At 43.4% G+C, this 16,321-nt stretch carries 15 protein-coding genes; 11 read left to right on the forward strand and 4 right to left on the reverse strand.

Annotated features, from left to right (window positions below):
• Positions 1–237: 237 nt before the first annotated feature.
• Positions 238–753 carry a CpxP family protein gene (locus tag K358_RS0117630; protein WP_027698053.1) on the reverse strand — a complete coding sequence of 172 codons (516 nt, stop codon included), beginning with the start codon at positions 751–753 and terminating at the stop codon, positions 238–240.
• Between the two features lie 215 nt (positions 754–968).
• On the opposite strand from K358_RS0117630, the gene K358_RS0117635 reads away from it, so the two are divergent.
• From K358_RS0117635 to trmL, 3 genes are read left to right on the forward strand one after another with little or no spacing between them, the layout of a single operon-like run.
• Positions 969–1,649, forward strand: coding sequence for a response regulator (locus K358_RS0117635; RefSeq protein WP_027698054.1), 681 nt, complete (start codon positions 969–971; stop codon positions 1,647–1,649).
• Complete coding sequence (gene cpxA, locus K358_RS0117640) at positions 1,649–3,016, forward strand: envelope stress sensor histidine kinase CpxA (RefSeq protein ID WP_027698055.1); 1,368 nt, start codon at positions 1,649–1,651, stop codon at positions 3,014–3,016. Before K358_RS0117635 ends, cpxA begins: the two co-directional genes overlap by 1 nt.
• A gap of 48 nt (positions 3,017–3,064) precedes the next feature.
• The gene (gene trmL / locus K358_RS0117645; protein WP_027698056.1) at positions 3,065–3,544 is read left to right on the forward strand and encodes a tRNA (uridine(34)/cytosine(34)/5-carboxymethylaminomethyluridine(34)-2'-O)-methyltransferase TrmL; all 480 of its coding nucleotides are present in this window, start codon (positions 3,065–3,067) and stop codon (positions 3,542–3,544) included.
• Positions 3,545–3,631: 87 nt separating this feature from the next.
• Here trmL and K358_RS0117650 read toward each other — a convergent pair whose 3' ends face one another.
• Positions 3,632–4,126, reverse strand: a complete 495-nt coding sequence (locus K358_RS0117650; protein ID WP_027698057.1) for an FxsA family protein — start codon at positions 4,124–4,126, stop codon at positions 3,632–3,634.
• Between the two features lie 362 nt (positions 4,127–4,488).
• Between K358_RS0117650 and aspA the strand changes: the two genes are divergently transcribed.
• The 8 genes from aspA to K358_RS0117690 all read left to right on the forward strand — a co-directional run bounded on the left by aspA (position 4,489) and on the right by K358_RS0117690 (position 15,346).
• Entirely contained in the window at positions 4,489–5,934 is a 1,446-nt protein-coding gene (gene aspA, locus K358_RS0117655) for an aspartate ammonia-lyase (protein ID WP_051241372.1), read from the forward strand.
• Positions 5,935–6,073: 139 nt separating this feature from the next.
• Positions 6,074–7,372 (forward strand): anaerobic C4-dicarboxylate transporter, encoded by a 1,299-nt coding sequence (locus tag K358_RS0117660; protein WP_027698059.1) that lies wholly within the window; start codon positions 6,074–6,076, stop codon positions 7,370–7,372.
• A 332-nt stretch (positions 7,373–7,704) separates the two neighbouring features.
• Entirely contained in the window at positions 7,705–9,567 is a 1,863-nt protein-coding gene (locus K358_RS0117665; protein ID WP_027698060.1) for a protein-disulfide reductase DsbD, read from the forward strand.
• A 118-nt stretch (positions 9,568–9,685) separates the two neighbouring features.
• The gene (locus K358_RS0117670; protein ID WP_027698061.1) at positions 9,686–10,321 is read left to right on the forward strand and encodes a response regulator; all 636 of its coding nucleotides are present in this window, start codon (positions 9,686–9,688) and stop codon (positions 10,319–10,321) included.
• A 211-nt stretch (positions 10,322–10,532) separates the two neighbouring features.
• Positions 10,533–12,260, forward strand: coding sequence for a potassium/proton antiporter (locus tag K358_RS0117675; protein WP_027698062.1), 1,728 nt, complete (start codon positions 10,533–10,535; stop codon positions 12,258–12,260).
• An 18-nt stretch (positions 12,261–12,278) separates the two neighbouring features.
• Positions 12,279–12,902: a MarC family protein gene (locus tag K358_RS0117680; RefSeq protein WP_027698063.1), complete on the forward strand. Its 624-nt coding sequence runs from the start codon at positions 12,279–12,281 to the stop codon at positions 12,900–12,902.
• Positions 12,903–13,364: 462 nt separating this feature from the next.
• Positions 13,365–13,631 carry a DUF4212 domain-containing protein gene (locus K358_RS0117685; protein ID WP_027698064.1) on the forward strand — a complete coding sequence of 89 codons (267 nt, stop codon included), beginning with the start codon at positions 13,365–13,367 and terminating at the stop codon, positions 13,629–13,631.
• Positions 13,632–13,642: 11 nt separating this feature from the next.
• Entirely contained in the window at positions 13,643–15,346 is a 1,704-nt protein-coding gene (locus K358_RS0117690; RefSeq protein ID WP_027698065.1) for a sodium:solute symporter family protein, read from the forward strand.
• A gap of 254 nt (positions 15,347–15,600) precedes the next feature.
• Here the strand turns inward: K358_RS0117690 and K358_RS0117695 are convergent, their stop codons facing one another.
• Together K358_RS0117695 and eda are read right to left on the reverse strand one after the other, a co-directional pair.
• Positions 15,601–15,852, reverse strand: coding sequence for a hypothetical protein (locus tag K358_RS0117695; RefSeq protein WP_027698066.1), 252 nt, complete (start codon positions 15,850–15,852; stop codon positions 15,601–15,603).
• 98 nt (positions 15,853–15,950) lie between these two features.
• A partial coding sequence (eda, locus tag K358_RS0117700; RefSeq protein WP_027695257.1) for a bifunctional 4-hydroxy-2-oxoglutarate aldolase/2-dehydro-3-deoxy-phosphogluconate aldolase occupies positions 15,951–16,321 on the reverse strand: 371 nt, incomplete at its 5' end.

The raw sequence follows: 16,321 nt of genomic DNA on the forward strand, positions 1-16,321 counted from the left end.
GATGGCGATGAAAAGGAATACGCTGAAGGACACAGCACTGCTATCAAGGATTTGATGCATGGAGCACTATTAGTAGCCGGATTGCTGCGAGTAAGACTATAACCCCGAAGGGCTTTTGCCCTCGGGGTTTTTCTTTTTTAATACACCCTCATTAACCTCAACGTCAGATAACGAGTGATAAATAAAAAGACGACCGAATAGGCCGCCTTAGTATTGTTATGATTTTTAGCTCATCATTTATTCGGCGTGAGGACCTTTGTTACCCATACGGTCTTTCATTTTTTCCCACTTTTCCATGCACTGCTGATGTTGCTCGCCTTTCATTTTAGCGAACGCCTGCTTTTGCTCTGGCGTTAACACACTAAACATATCATAACGTGCTTTTGCCATTTTCACTTGACCTTCAACACGTTGATCGGCCATTTTTTGGGCTAATTTTTGTACCGCATCTTGGTCAAATTTATCTGCCATCACCAGCTGTTGCATTTGCTGATGATCCGCACTCATCTGCTGCATATTCGACTTAAAGCCTTGTTTCATTGCGGCAAAGTCTTGCTGACGTAATTCTTTTAACTGTGTTTTTTGCGCATCCGTTAAATCAAGCTGTTTCCAAATGCCACGCTCCATACCCATGCCACATTTTTGACCCATTTTAAAATGGTCACCATGGCCAGCCGCTAACGCCGATGCAGAACCGAAAGCCAAAGGAGCTGCGAGTAACACTAATGCGCTTTTTGTGATAAATGATTTCATAATTCTGTACCTTTCTATGATGGATATTGTGAACACTCATTGTTGTTAGTCAGTGTTCCTATGCCATTTAGAGTAGTCCCTACAATGTAAAAGGGTGTATTGGTTACGTAAAACAATGTAAATCGCTGTCAAACTAGTCGTTTTTCTGAGTAAAACAGAGATAATGCTAAAATACCCAATAATCATTATTTGCTTTCTTATCGTAAAGGCCCCTTATGACTCACATTCTACTCGTTGATGATGATACTGAACTCACGGCATTACTTGAGGATATTCTAACCCTAGAAGGCTTTACCATCTCACAAGCTCATAATGGTATTGACGGCCTACAGGCGATAGACAGTAGTGTTGATCTGATCTTGCTGGATATTATGATGCCGAAGATGAACGGTATGGAAATGCTTAAACAGCTTAGACAGCAATGGCAAACCCCAGTATTGATGCTTACCGCGAAAGGTGAAGAAGTTGACCGAGTGATTGGCCTTGAACTCGGCGCGGATGATTACCTACCTAAGCCGTTTAGTGATCGGGAATTAATGGCTCGTATTCGTGCAATCTTACGCCGCACCCAACCCAATAAACCTGAGCCAACCGAATCGAGTAATCCGCATGGCTTACAAGTATTCCCGGGTAAACAAGAAGCCTACTATCAAGGAACATTACTGGATCTCACCACCACTGAATTTACTTTATTAGAATATTTTTTAAATCATATGGGTGAGTCAATCAGCAAAGAAGATTTAAGCTTAGAAGTACTAGGTAAGCGCCTCAGCCCGTTTGACCGAGCAATTGATATGCATGTGTCGAACTTGCGTAAAAAATTATCAGAACATCACGAACAAACCTTAATCAAAACCCTGCGTGGTAAAGGTTATCTGATGATCGAGGATCTGTAATGAACCTGCCTAAATTCTCCAGCTTATATGGGCGAATTTTTGCCATATTCTGGCTAACCATGTTACTGGTTTTAATTGCGGTAATGGCGGTCTCTCAGCTCGATCCTAGGCAATTACACGCGATTCCTTCTGGGCCATTACAAAGCATGAAAGATACGGCGCAAGAATTTAGCCGAACTTATCAAGATGCCCCCTCAGTTAGAAAAGCATTACGCCGCATTGAGATGCACAATGTGGATAATGGCCGACTCAATTACTATTTCACCAATGCCGATGGTCGCTGGCTTAATCCACCAGCAGGTATGCGCCAACGAGCACTCAATAACTTTATCACTCAAGCGGATACATCAGACCAACCTCAGCAACGCCTCTATGGTCGCTTAATGGTAGCTGGCCCGGTTCCTGTGGTGATCGCCCAGCAAAACCTGCACATGTACTTTGCGATTCGCTGGCATCAACCACCACCCTTTTTACTGCAACTACTCGATAGACCGGTTCAATTACTGTTAGTCGTGATGCTAATTAGTACTCCATTATTATTGTGGCTGGCTTGGGCATTAAGTAGACCGGCAATGCGTTTAGAGAAAGCGGCGCAAAAAGTCGCACGTGGGGTTATCGAGCACGATCCCGAGCTAGAAAAAGGTCCGAGTGAATTCAAACAAGCCGGTGCTAGCTTTAACCAAATGGTCACCGCGATTAATAATAAGATTTCCGAACAACAGCGACTATTGTCCAACATCTCTCATGAACTGCGCTCGCCGCTCACCCGTTTAAGAATGGCCAATGCATTGGCGATTCGTAAGCAAGGTGAAAGCGCAGAGCTGACTCGAATTGATATCGAAGCGGAACGATTAGAATTAATGATCAATGAATTATTAGAGCTGTCACGCCGCCAAATCGATGCCCATCAAATTCATCAGAACATTGCGATTCAAGAGTTATGGGGAGAAACCATCGAAGACGGTAAATTTGAAGCCGAGCAACAACAGAAAACGCTGATTTGTGAATCGATTCCCAACGCCCATATCACCGGTAATCCTAACTTACTGATTAGTGCAGTCGAAAATGTCATACGTAATGCAATTCGATATTGCGACCAATCGGTTTGGGTGACCTTTAGCCTACAACATGATGGACTGACCATTTTGATTGAAGATGATGGCGAAGGGGTGGATGACAGTGAACTCGATGCAATCTTCCGACCTTTTTATCGTGTGTCTACCGCACGTGACAGACACAGCGGCGGCGCAGGATTAGGTTTAGCGATAACCCATAATGTCATCATGCAGCATAGTGGCCATATTCACGCTTCACGTAGTCAGCATGGCGGCCTTGCGGTAACGCTGATTTTACCTATCAATTTATGATCGAGGACTGGTATTATGAGCACCTCATCAATTAACGGTACATCCACTATGTTCGACATTGCTTTATTTGAACCAGAGATCGCCCCTAACACTGGTAACATTATTCGTTTATGTGCCAACTGCGGCGCTAACTTGCACTTAATTGAACCACTAGGCTTTGATTTAGAAGAAAAGAAAGTGCGTCGTGCCGGTCTGGATTATCACGATTTAGCGCGTGTTAAACGTCATAAAGATTACGCAGCGTTTATTGAATACCTAGAGCAAGAAAAAGGCGATAACTTCCGCATCTTTGCTTGTACCACCAAAACCACTGGTCATCACGTGGATGCAGAGTTTCAACAAGGTGATGTGTTGCTATTTGGCCCAGAAACCCGTGGCCTACCCGCTGAAACGATTGACGCCCTACCAATGGAACAACGTATTCGTATTCCTATGATGCCAGACAGCCGCAGTTTGAACCTTTCAAATGCCGTCGCGATTATTGCCTTTGAAGCTTGGCGACAAATGGGATTTGAAGGAGCGGTTTAAAAACGAGACTCGTATCTTGAGCGCTACGCTTCTCGGTTTTCGACCGAGCAACGACAAGCGTAGCGCACGAGAGCCTAGATACGAAATCTACTTATCTATCCTCTTATCTTCATCGGCTTTCTTTTCAAACTCACCTTCAAACACATCTCCTTGCTGATCATGCTCTGAAGTATTAAATGGATTTTCACCATGAAACTGCGATGAAGAATAGAACTGAGCCGAAGAACTGACTTTGACTCGTTGCATGAGTTGCTTAGCAATCCAGGCGCGAGGTGCTGGCAATAATACCAACATGCCGAGTGAGTCCGTCATAAAGCCAGGGGTTAGTAGTAATACCCCTGATACCGCTAACATCACACCCTCAATAATTTGCTGCGCCGGCAGTTCACCTTGTTGCATACGTGATTGCACTGACATCAAAGTTTGAATGCCTTGACTACGCACCAAAGATGCCCCGACGAAAGCGGTCAATAACACAATCGCGATAGTCGGCCATAAGCCAATTAAATCACCGACTTGAATAAACAACGCAATCTCAATGATCGGAACAAAAATAAATAAAATAACTAAAATCGGAAACACAAACACCTCCTGGTAATATACCCAAGTCACTTCAAGATACGAGTTTCAGAAATTTGACATCACTTGGGTATATCCCTCCTAGTGTATGCTTTCCCACTTCATACAACAAATGTTAACCATCTCAAAACGTAACGATTACCGATAAAGTTACAACTTACCTACAATTCATTTGCAAACAGATGGAAACTCTTATTAAGATGTAATTGTGCAATCAAAAGTTTGATCTATGATCTATTTTTATACCTATAAAGGGGTATGATTGCAGCGTCAAAGATAAGCCACCAGTATGCAGTGAATGGATTCTAAGCAACATCGGCAAAGATATTTTTTTATTAGCGTTCCATGCTTATAGGATCCATCCAATGACTACACAAACTATCGAAACACCTGTTCAACAATTCCGTATTGAAGAAGACTTGCTAGGCACTCGTGAAGTACCCGCTGAAGCTTATTACGGTATCCACACTATCCGTGCAGTAGAAAATTTCAACATCTCAAATGCCACTATTTCTGACGTACCTGAATTTGTACGTGGCATGGTAATGACTAAAAAAGCAGCCGCTCTAGCCAACAAAGAAATTGGCGTATTACCTGCCGATATCAGTGACTACATCATTAAAGCGTGTGACGTGATCCTAACGACTGGCAAGTGCATGGATCAATTCCCGTCAGACGTTTTCCAAGGTGGCGCAGGTACTTCAGTTAACATGAATACTAACGAAGTTATCGCCAACTTAGCACTAGAACTAATGGGTAAAGAAAAAGGTCAATACGACTTCATCAACCCAAATGATCATGTGAATAAGAGCCAATCAACAAACTGCGCTTACCCAACGGGATTTCGTATCGCGGTTTACAACAGCATCATGAAAACAGTTGATGCGGTTGAATACCTAAAAGGTGCATTTGATCTTAAGAGCACCGAGTTTGCTACTGTAATCAAGATGGGCCGTACTCAGCTACAAGACGCAGTGCCAATGACCGTTGGACAAGAGTTCCATGCTTGGTCTGTGACGCTGAATGAAGAAATCAAGAACCTTCAATACATCTCAAAATTACTGTTAGAAGTGAACCTAGGCGCAACGGCTATCGGTACTGGCTTAAATGCTGCACCTGAATATCAAGCTTTAGCGGTTAAACACTTATCTGAAGTAACGGGTCTTGAGTGTGTTCCTGCGGAAGACTTAATCGAAGCGACGTCTGACTGTGGTGCTTATGTAATGGCACACGGCGCACTAAAACGCCTTGCGGTTAAACTGTCTAAAATCTGTAACGACCTACGTCTATTGTCTTCTGGCCCTCGTGCTGGCTTAAATGAATTAAACCTACCTGAACTACAAGCCGGTTCTTCAATTATGCCGGCTAAAGTTAACCCAGTAATTCCAGAAGTAGTAAACCAAGTGTGCTTCAAAGTACTAGGTAACGACACCGCGCTTTCTTTTGCTGCTGAAGGTGGCCAATTACAGTTAAACGTAATGGAACCTGTGATTGCACAATGTATGTTTGAATCACTAGAAATCCTGAAAAATGCTTGCGTTAACTTACGTGACAAGTGTGTTGACGGCATTACCGTGAATAAAGAAGTGTGTGAAGCCTACGTGTTCAACTCTATCGGTATCGTGACTTACCTAAACCCATACATTGGCCACCACCAAGGTGACATCGTGGGTAAAATCTGTGCTGAAACAGGTAAGAGCGTGCGTGAGATCGTACTAGACCGTGGCTTGCTAACCGAAGAGCAATTAGACGAAATTTTCTCCCCTGAAAACCTAATGCATCCTCAATACAAAGCGAAGCGTTATAACTAATCATATCCACCAAAAGGGAACGTTTAGCGTTCCCTTTCTTTCATCTTTGATTAGGAAATTAACGTGCATTGTGGATTTTTGTCGTATTTTTAAGTCTGCACCTCAGGTTAATTTTTAGATTCTAATAAGGTAACAACCCATGTTATTACAACTTTTTATTGTATTACTGTTTATTTATATCGGTGCTCGAATGGGCGGGATCGGGATCGGTTTTGCCGGTGGTGCGGGTGTGGTCGTTCTCACTATGGTCTTTGGTGTAGATGCCGGAACCATCCCAATTGATGTTATTTTGATCATTGCCTCCGTCATTACCGCTATTGCCTCTATGCAAGTCGCTGGCGGTATGGACTGGTTAGTGCAGTTAGCAGAACAATTTTTGCGTAAGAACCCAAAACGCATTACCTTCTACGCCCCAATTGTCACTTACTTTATGACACTGCTTGCCGGTACAGGTCACACAGCATTCTCAACACTGCCCGTTATCGCTGAAGTAGCAAAAGAGCAAGGCGTTCGCCCTTCAAGACCGCTGTCGATTGCGGTTATTGCTTCACAAATTGCGATTACCGCTTCACCAATTTCGGCTGCGGTTGTGTATTTTGCAGGACTTTTAGAACCATTAGGTATCAGCTACCTACATTTACTATTGGTTTGTATTCCAACCACATTCTTAGCTTGTATGATTGGTGCTTTCGTTGCCAACTTTATGGGTTGTGAACTCAAAGATGATCCTACCTACCAAGAGCGCATGGCAAAAGGCTTAATTCAATTAAAGAAAAGCACCCAAACGCAAGTTACTGCTGCGGCAAAGCTCTCTGTGTATATTTTCGCGGTTGCGATTGCGATTGTCGTGGTTTACGCCACACTAATCAGTGATTCTATTGGTTTAATTACTCACCCTCACATCGACCGCAACCACGCGATTATGGCTATTATGCTAAGTGCGGCGGCAGCGATGGTTATATTTTGTAAGCTTGATACCAATAAAGTGACTACTGCTGCAACGTTCCGTTCTGGTATGAGTGCGTGTATTTGTGTGCTTGGTGTTGCTTGGTTAGGTGATACCTTTGTGTCTGCCCACTTAAATGAGATCAAACATTTTGCCGGTGATTTACTACAACAATACCCATGGATGCTAGCCATTACGCTGTTCTTCGCGTCTATGTTGCTCTACTCACAAGGCGCGACTACCACAGCATTAATGCCAGCGGCGCTAGCCATTGGCGTAGCCCCTCTTACTGCTGTTGCATCATTCGCTGCAGTAAGTGCCCTATTTGTACTGCCAACCTATCCAACACTATTGGCAGCAGTTGAAATGGATGACACGGGTTCAACTCGAATTGGTAAGTGGGTATTTAATCACCCATTCATGATCCCAGGGGTGGTGACTATTGCCTCTTCCGTAATGCTGGGCTTTGTATTCGGTGGATTAATTCTGTAGTTCTCTATTCAATAACAAGTATTTATTAAAACGAGTCTTAGGGCTCGTTTTTTGTTTCCACGTTTTGTCGAAAACTTTTGTATCCTCCTACCAGCCAACACTCTCCGTATAAATGTCTGTTGTATACAAATCGAACAGAGATAGAGTGACTATTATCGTGTTCAACCTGTCTTGCCTAAAGCTTATTTTATATCTTGCTGAAACTCGCATCTTGAAGTTACTTGGGTATATACTCGCGCAATGAAACCAAAACCACCTTTGTGTGGTCTGATTCTGAGTTCTCTCTTTTTACATTGTACTTTTAAATCGGAAATTGAATTTTTATGGCCGCCATTCGTTGCTTATTTACTTTGCTCGTTAGCTTATTTATTGGTTTTACGACTACCGCTCAAGCGGCCAATTTTGACTCAGTGCAAGCGCCTTTAGCCGATTTCACCAATTCAGCTACGCCCGCCACCAACAATCAATTCGTGCCAGTTGATCAAGCTTTCCCTTTCAATTTTATTCAACAAGGCGACACGGTTACCCTAGATTGGCAAATCAAACCGGGCTATTACCTGTATCGTGAGCGTTTTTCTTTCCAAGCTAACAGTGCAGAAATAGCTGAAGCCAAGATCCCCGAAGGGACTTTTCACTCCGATGAATTTTTTGGTGATGTGCATATTTTCACCGAGCCGGTCAATGTCGAGATTCCATTAAAAAGCGTCGCCGATAACGGTGAGCTGATCGTCCAATATCAAGGTTGTGCCACCACAGGGTTTTGTTACCCACCGGAAACGCGCATCGTCCCTTTAGATCAAATAGGATCTCTAGATCAAATCGGCCAACCATCCAACTCAGCAACGACTTCTGATTCAGTCGCGACTAGTCAAACAACAGAAAGTAACCAAACAGCTCAAGCGACCACCAGCACTAGCACCAGTTCTGAAGATAGCAATATTGCCTCTCAATTGGCAGAATATTGGTGGACGCCGTTATTATTCTTATTGCTCGGCATCGGCTTAGCCTTTACGCCATGCGTACTACCTATGTACCCAATTTTAACTGGCATCGTACTCGGCGGTGGCCGTTTGAGTGCCAAGAAAGCCTTTAAGCTGTCTTTCATCTACGTACAAGGCATGGCGCTAACCTACATGCTACTTGGCCTAGTGGTGGCCTCTTTAGGCGTTCAATTCCAAGCCGCCTTGCAAGCCCCTGCGGTATTAATCGGTTTAAGTATCCTGTTTGTATTGCTATCACTATCGATGTTTGGCCTCTACACCATTCAACTCCCAAGTCGCCTACAAACTTGGCTCAATGAACAAAGCAATAAACAACAAGGCGGTAATTTAGCTGGGGTGTTTATTATGGGTGTGATCTCCGGTTTAGTGTGTTCGCCTTGCACCACAGCGCCACTTTCTGGCGCACTATTGTATGTGGCGCAAAGTGGCGATCTACTAACTGGTGCAATTGCGCTGTATGCCTTAGCGATTGGTATGGGTATTCCACTAATTATCGTCGCAGTATTTGGTAATAAGTTACTACCAAAAGCGGGCGAGTGGATGAACCGAGTAAAAGTGCTATTTGGCTTTATCCTACTGGCGGCACCGATTTTTTTACTAGAACGCATCCTGCCAGAAGTCTGGGCACAAGGATTATGGGTCACCCTCGGGCTCATCAGCTTTGCTTGGCTATATCATGTTAAGCAAACCATGCAGCAAGCGAGTTGGCAGCAAAGTCTTGTCGGTATCGTGGCAATTCTGGGCTTAGTGTTCTCGGCGTATTTCGGCTTGCAAACCGCGGGAGTGATTAGCTCCGGACAAAACCATACGCAGTCATCACAAGCGAATATCGCCTTTACCCGTATTTCAACGGTAAGCGAACTCAAGCAACAGCTAACACAAGCCAAAGCCGCTAATAAACCGGTGATGTTCGATTTCTATGCCGACTGGTGCGTCGCGTGTAAAGAGTTTGAAAAATACACCTTTCACGATCCAAAAGTGGCGAGAGAGTTAACCAACTTTGTCTTAATCCAAGCTGATGTGACCGCGGCAACACCAGATGATATTGCCTTGATGGAAAAAATGAAGGTACTTGGTCTGCCGACTATTGAGTTTTGGGATTCACAAGGTGAACATATTCCACAAGCTCGCATTGCTGGCTTTATGAATGCCGAAAAGTTCTTACTGCACCTCAAAAAAAATCAATTGCTTTAGTGGGCACAAATTAGACAAAAGTCGGATATAGTTCAGACTTTTGCCTTTGCTCGGTTGAGGGAACACCTAAACAGGTTGATAATGAATTCATTGTTACTTTAACAGTGAACTTATTGTCATGGATTCGACATACAACATTATCATTGCAGATGATCACCCCCTCTTTCGTAACGCCCTATTTCAATCGATACATATGGCAGTGAGTGGTGCTAACTTACATGAAGCTGACTCTCTCGATACATTACTGGCATTAATAAAGAAAGTCGATGAACCCGATCTTTTATTACTCGATCTTAAAATGCCCGGCTCCAACGGCATGTCTGGGCTCATTCACTTGCGTTCTGAATACCCTGACCTTCCCATCGTAGTGATTTCTGCCAGTGAAGAATCTAGCGTAGTCAGTCAGGTAAAAAGCCATGGTGCCTTTGGTTTTATTCCTAAATCGAGTGATATGCGCGAACTGAACAGCGCACTCAACCAAGTGCTCAATGGCGACCCATTTTTCCCTGAAGGTCTCATTCAAAATAATGACGCTTGTAATGAACTCAGCCAAAAACTGGCGGCCTTAACCCCTCAACAATATAAAGTATTAGGCATGTTGTCAGACGGCTTACTAAACAAGCAAATTGCTTATGAATTGAATGTCTCAGAAGCGACGATTAAAGCGCATATGACCGCAATATTCCGCAAACTTGATGTCAAGAACCGAACTCAAGCGGTGATCTTGCTACAACAGTTGGAAACCGAAAACTAATCATTACAGCCATTACTCGCGATCAATAAAATGTATCAATAGCAAAACTATGGTACATTTTATTGGTCGCTTTCTTTTTCCCTTTAGCAACCCAAAAGTGAACTCTTATTCACAGTCCTCTGCTAATTCACCCCAACGAAGCGACATATCGAGATAATTTAGCGACTCGATGTATTTTAATGCTAACGCCATTAATCAAAGAGTGCCTTGCATGTTTATAATTGATCAACTTATCTTACTCGCTGCCATTTTAATTGCCTTTGGTATCCTCTCAAGCAAGGTTTCAGCACGTTTAGGCCTACCTGTATTGGTGATGTTTCTGATTGTTGGCATGCTAGCTGGAGAAGATGGCCCCGGAGGCATTGATTTTGATAATGCTCTTATCGCTCATTCATTAGGAACTTTAGCACTAGCAGTCATCTTGTTTGATGGTGGCTTAAACACCCCAATGGCATCGATAAAATCGGTCTGGAAACCGGCCTCTTTATTAGCCACTCTCGGGGTTTTATTCACGTCTGCAATCACTGGCCTTGCTGCCGCTTATATTCTTGATATTCCTTTAATTTATGGCTTATTAATTGGTGCTATTGTCGGTTCAACGGATGCTGCTGCGGTATTCTCTTTATTAAGAAATGCCGGCATTCATATCAACCCTAAACTAAAATCAACCTTAGAAATAGAAAGTGCAACCAATGACCCAATGGCGATCTTTCTCACCGTTGGACTTTTAGAGGTAGTCGTAAATGGATTAGAGCCGGGAACAGGCTTACTTATGCTCTTCATCCAACAAATAGGCATAGGCTCTGCTGTCGGTCTTGCATGTGGGTGGTTATCTGTTCGATTAATTAATCATATCAATTTAACGACATCCGGCTTATACCCTGTCATGGTGGCCGCCCTAGGCTTATTATCATTTGGAATTAGTGCGAATTTAGGGGGGAGTGGCTTTTTATCTATTTTCATTACAGGAGTAGTGATTGGTAATAGTCGTTTTGTCTTCCAACGCAGTACTTTTTTATTCCATGATGGATTAGCTTGGTTGGGCCAAATCTGCATGTTTATGATGTTAGGGTTACTTATTACGCCATCATCATTACTCGATGTTTGGTTTGAAGGCTTAATGATTGCAGTGGTACTAACATTAATTGCCAGACCAATTTCCATTCTACCGATATTAAAACCTTTTGGTTTCAACTTACGAGAAATCACGCTGGTTTCTTGGGTTGGCCTACGAGGCTCAGTACCAATCATCTTAGCCATTTATCCTTTAATGTATGGGGTGCCTGATGCTGGGTTAATTTTTAATGTGGTGTTTTTCGTCGTATTTATTTCTGCCACCATACAAGGTTCAACTTTGCCTTTCATGGCGCGACGATTAGGTTTAACGGAACCTGCACCATCAACCCCTGCAGCAACATTAGAGATCACAACATTAGGTGACGTCGATGCTGAAATTGTTGAATATAGACTTGGAGAACATTCAAGGATAGCCGGACGTCGTTTATCTCAAATGGCACTTCCTGATGGCACTGTTGTAGCCATGATAACGAGAGGTAAGCAAGTTATTCCCCCTCGTGGTTCCACTTTAATATTGGCAGAAGATCATTTATTTATCATGATGAAACCGAATGTTAGAGATTTTGTTGACCTTATTTGTTCGAGCGCGGGTGAGACCCCAATAGAAAGCTTGCCAAATCACGAGCTATGCTTAAAAGGCTTTACCAAAATAGGTGATATTCATCATTCTTACGGTATCGATTTACCCGCAGAACACCATATCTCTTTAAATGAATTATTAATGCAATCATTTGATGGTATCCCTATCCGTGATGCTGCAAAAGAGTTTGGTAATGTCACATTGTTTATTCGAGATATTGTTGATCAAAGAATCACTACGGTCGGAATTATCATCACGCCAAAAGAACTACTTAACCCTTAACACCATAAAGGAGCCACTTTGATCAGCGCTTTAATTACTCAATTTATCGTATTATGGGCCGTCATTGATCCTGTTGGCACTGTTCCTGTCTACCTATCGCAAACCCACGGACTCACCAGTAAACAAAGACGTTTAGTCGCACTTAAAGCGGTTGCCATTGCAACCGGAGTCTTGCTGTTCTTTTTGGTGGTGGGGCAAATATTACTCGAAGCGATGCAAATTCCCCTGCCCGCCTTTCAAGCTGCCGGTGGTTTGGTATTATTGTTATTTGCACTTAGTATGATTTTTGGTGAAGGCAAGCCGGCTCAAGAAGAAAAAATGGGCAAAGAACTCAATCGTTCAGATCTGGCGAATCTTGCCGTTTACCCATTAGCGATTCCGTCAATTGCCTCGCCAGGTGCTATGATGGCGATCGTACTGCTCACCGATAACTACCGAAACTCAATTATCGACCAGAGCTTAACCGCAGGAGTGATGGTACTAGTGTTACTATCAACATTGGCTTTATTAATTGGTGCGACGAGTATCCATAGAATTATTGGCAATGTCGGCGCGGCAATTATTAGCCGAGTGATGGGATTAATCTTAGCTGCCGTCGCGGTGAACAACCTCTTAATGGGTATCAGAGATTTCTATTTCTAATACCAATCAAATTAGTTAGATGTTCAGAAATTGCGAAGGAAAAAACCTTGAGAACAAGGCATAAATTTTCGATAAGTAGTTGCTCTACAATCAAAATTTATAACGCAGTTATCGAGGTTTTTAACAAGCAAGAATGATCAGATAATTAATGCGATTGGTATAACCAACCAATCGCGCATTAGACCTTAGACTAACCTTATTAGACCTTAGCCTAGCCCTAACCCAGAGCTAGGCTAAATTATTCCAACCCACCTCACAAAAAAGCCGCTAAGGTCTTAATTTCCCAACATTCCTGCCCGACTAAAGTTGAAAAGCCCTATCAGACTCTTACTGCTATTGTTTTGTCGTAACATTTTATTAACAAAAGAGTTCACTGTGAATTCAGTGAAAAATAGCTGCTATATCAGTGAACATAGCTGTTATATCAATGAGAATAATCGGGTAAAACAAAGGAGAATGGCCATGTCGTTTGAATCTGACAAACATGCCCAAGCCTACTGGAAGGAAAACCTAGGCATTATGGCGACACTACTGACCATTTGGTTCGTGGTGTCTTACTGTGCAGGCATTTTATTTGTCGACGCACTAAATACCATCCAATTTGCAGGATTCAAATTGGGATTTTGGTTTGCACAGCAAGGGTCTATTTATACCTTCGTGGTGTTGATCTTCGTGTATGTCGCTCGCATGAATGCGCTTGATAAAAAATACAGTGTACAGGAAGACTAAGAGGCTAATATATGGATATTCAAACTTGGACGTTTATTCTCGTCGGTATCACCTTTGCGTTGTATATCGGCATTGCAATTTGGGCACGCGCTGGGTCAACCAGTGAGTTCTATGTCGCCGGTGGTGGGGTTCACCCTGTAGCCAATGGTATGGCGACCGCTGCCGACTGGATGTCAGCGGCATCTTTCATTTCAATGGCGGGTATCATTTCTTTTGCCGGCTACGATGGCTCAGTTTACTTAATGGGTTGGACTGGCGGTTACGTATTATTAGCACTTTGTTTAGCCCCTTATTTACGTAAATTCGGCAAGTTCACGGTTCCTGATTTTATCGGTGACCGTTACTACTCTCGTACTGCACGCTTAGTGGCTATCTTCTGTGCCATCTTTGTGTCGTTCACTTATGTGGCTGGCCAAATGCGTGGTGTAGGTGTGGTTTTTGCTCGCTTCTTAGAGGTCGACATCAATCTAGGTATCATCATTGGTATGGCGATTGTATTCTTCTATGCAGTATTAGGCGGCATGAAAGGCATTACCTATACTCAGGTAGCACAATTCTGCGTACTGATTTTTGCTTTCCTTGTTCCTGCAGTTTTCACTTCAATTATGATGACTGGTAATGTGTTCCCACAAATCGGTATGGGTTCAACCATTTCAGGCTCTGATGTGTACCTAATGGATCGCCTAGAAGGGCTAACTCAAGAATTAGGTTTTAACTCTTATATTGATGGTTCGAAAAGTACCGTCGATGTCTTCTTCATTACTGCGGCACTGATGGTCGGTACAGCAGGTTTACCACACGTAATCATTCGTTTCTTTACCGTACCTAAAGTAAAAGATGCTCGTATTTCTGCAGGTTGGGCACTTCTATTCATCTCGCTACTTTATACAACGGCGCCAGCAGTTGCATCATTTGCTCGTGTGAACTTGATTGAAACCATTAATGGCCCAGATCAACAAGGTGTTGCCGTTGAAAATGCCCCAAGCTGGTATAACAACTGGGAAAGCACCGGTCTTGTTTCTTGGGAAGATAAGAACGGCGATGGCAAAATGTTCTACTCTGGCGATGAACGTAATGAGATGAACATCAACCGTGATATCATCGTACTGGCTTCTCCAGAACTGGCGAAATTACCTAACTGGGTAGTGGCACTACTGGCAGCGGGTGGTCTAGCGGCCGCACTATCGACAGCAGCAGGCTTACTATTGGTTATCTCGACCTCCATCTCTCATGATTTACTGAAGAAAGAGTTCAAGCCCAATATGAGCGATAAGCAGGAACTGTTATTTGCTCGGGGGGCCGCAGCACTGGCGGTAATTGGTGCCGGTTACTTAGGGATTAACCCACCAGGCTTTGTGGCACAGGTGGTAGCCTTTGCCTTCGGCTTAGCAGCAGCGTCCTTCTTCCCTGCCATCATCTTAGGTATTTTCTATAAGAAGATGAACAAGGAAGGTGCGATTGCCGGTATGGTGACAGGTATTACCTTTACTGCTGCTTACATCATTTACTTCAAGTTCGTAAACCCGGCGGCAAGCACGCCTGACAACTGGTTCTTCGGCATCAGCCCAGAAGGTATCGGTACGCTAGGTATGTGTCTGAACTTCGTAGTCTCGATTGTAGTGAACAAATTCACTGCTGAAGTACCAAAAGATGTACAAGATATGGTGGAGTCTATCCGCTTCCCGAAAGGCGCAGGCAAAGCTCACGACCATTAATAAATTAGGGTAAATATCCTAAAATAAACAAAGCCCGAAGAGTTTATATTCTTCGGGCTTTTGCTCGTTGCTCGTTGCTCGTTGCTCGTTGCTCGTTGCTCGTTGCTCGTTGCTCGTTGCTCGAGGTGAGTTTTAATGTGATTAATAAATCTGTCAATACATACCCGCATCGCTTTTTCGATATACGAGAAGCAAGGCGCCCGAGCTACAAGAGTCGATCTCCTAGGAACTAGGAACTAGGAACTTGAATCCCCTTACCCCTTCTCTACCTCAATCCCCAACACTTTCGCAACCGCTTCAAGCTCAGCTAAATCTTCCACAAACAACAAGGCATTCGAATCATCAACGGCGAGATAAAAACTGCCTGCGCCATCTGGGGTATTAATGGTGATGGCGTGAATGTTTTCCACTTTATCTGTCACCACTAAACCGCCCATCGCAATACGTACTTGCCCCTGGAAGATTTCGACCAGCACGCCTTGCTTGGTTTGATATTCACCCATCATCACTCTACATCCTTTATAAATGACATAATAACAAACACATTATCAATGATTAGCGACGATGCAAATAACAATTAAACCATTTCGCGTAAGCACTTCAACTAGTTAACTTTGGCAACCGCATCTTTAACTAATGTACCTAACTCATCCCATTGTTCGTTATCAATAAGAGAAGTAGGAACCATCCAAGTACCGCCACATGCCAATACTGCTGGGATAGATAGATAGTCATCAATGTTTGATAAACTTACGCCACCGGTTGGCATAAATTTCACGGGGTAAACAGCGGTTAATGCTTTCAACATGCCAACGCCACCAGATGGTTCAGCTGGGAAGAACTTAACGGTTTTAAGACCCAGTTCCATTGCTTGCTCAACTAGGCTTGGGTTGTTAACACCCGGAACAATTGGCATGTTCTTTTGTTGGCAGTATTTAACCGTCGTTGGGTTTAAGCCTGGGCTTACGATGAAAT

Origin of the sequence: Vibrio litoralis DSM 17657 (assembly GCF_000426765.1) — a bacterium.
GTDB classification, from domain to species: Bacteria; Pseudomonadota; Gammaproteobacteria; order Enterobacterales; family Vibrionaceae; genus Vibrio; species Vibrio litoralis.

Coding starts and splice junctions, on each gene's coding strand:
- K358_RS0117630 (WP_027698053.1), bottom strand. CDS start 753: ATGAAATCATTTATCACAAAAAGCGCATTAGTGTTACTCGCAGCTCCT.
- K358_RS0117635 (WP_027698054.1), top strand. CDS start 969: ATGACTCACATTCTACTCGTTGATGATGATACTGAACTCACGGCATTA.
- cpxA (WP_027698055.1), top strand. CDS start 1,649: ATGAACCTGCCTAAATTCTCCAGCTTATATGGGCGAATTTTTGCCATA.
- trmL (WP_027698056.1), top strand. CDS start 3,065: ATGTTCGACATTGCTTTATTTGAACCAGAGATCGCCCCTAACACTGGT.
- aspA (WP_051241372.1), top strand. CDS start 4,489: ATGACTACACAAACTATCGAAACACCTGTTCAACAATTCCGTATTGAA.
- K358_RS0117660 (WP_027698059.1), top strand. CDS start 6,074: ATGTTATTACAACTTTTTATTGTATTACTGTTTATTTATATCGGTGCT.
- K358_RS0117670 (WP_027698061.1), top strand. CDS start 9,686: ATGGATTCGACATACAACATTATCATTGCAGATGATCACCCCCTCTTT.
- K358_RS0117675 (WP_027698062.1), top strand. CDS start 10,533: ATGTTTATAATTGATCAACTTATCTTACTCGCTGCCATTTTAATTGCC.
- K358_RS0117685 (WP_027698064.1), top strand. CDS start 13,365: ATGTCGTTTGAATCTGACAAACATGCCCAAGCCTACTGGAAGGAAAAC.
- K358_RS0117690 (WP_027698065.1), top strand. CDS start 13,643: ATGGATATTCAAACTTGGACGTTTATTCTCGTCGGTATCACCTTTGCG.
- K358_RS0117695 (WP_027698066.1), bottom strand. CDS start 15,852: ATGATGGGTGAATATCAAACCAAGCAAGGCGTGCTGGTCGAAATCTTC.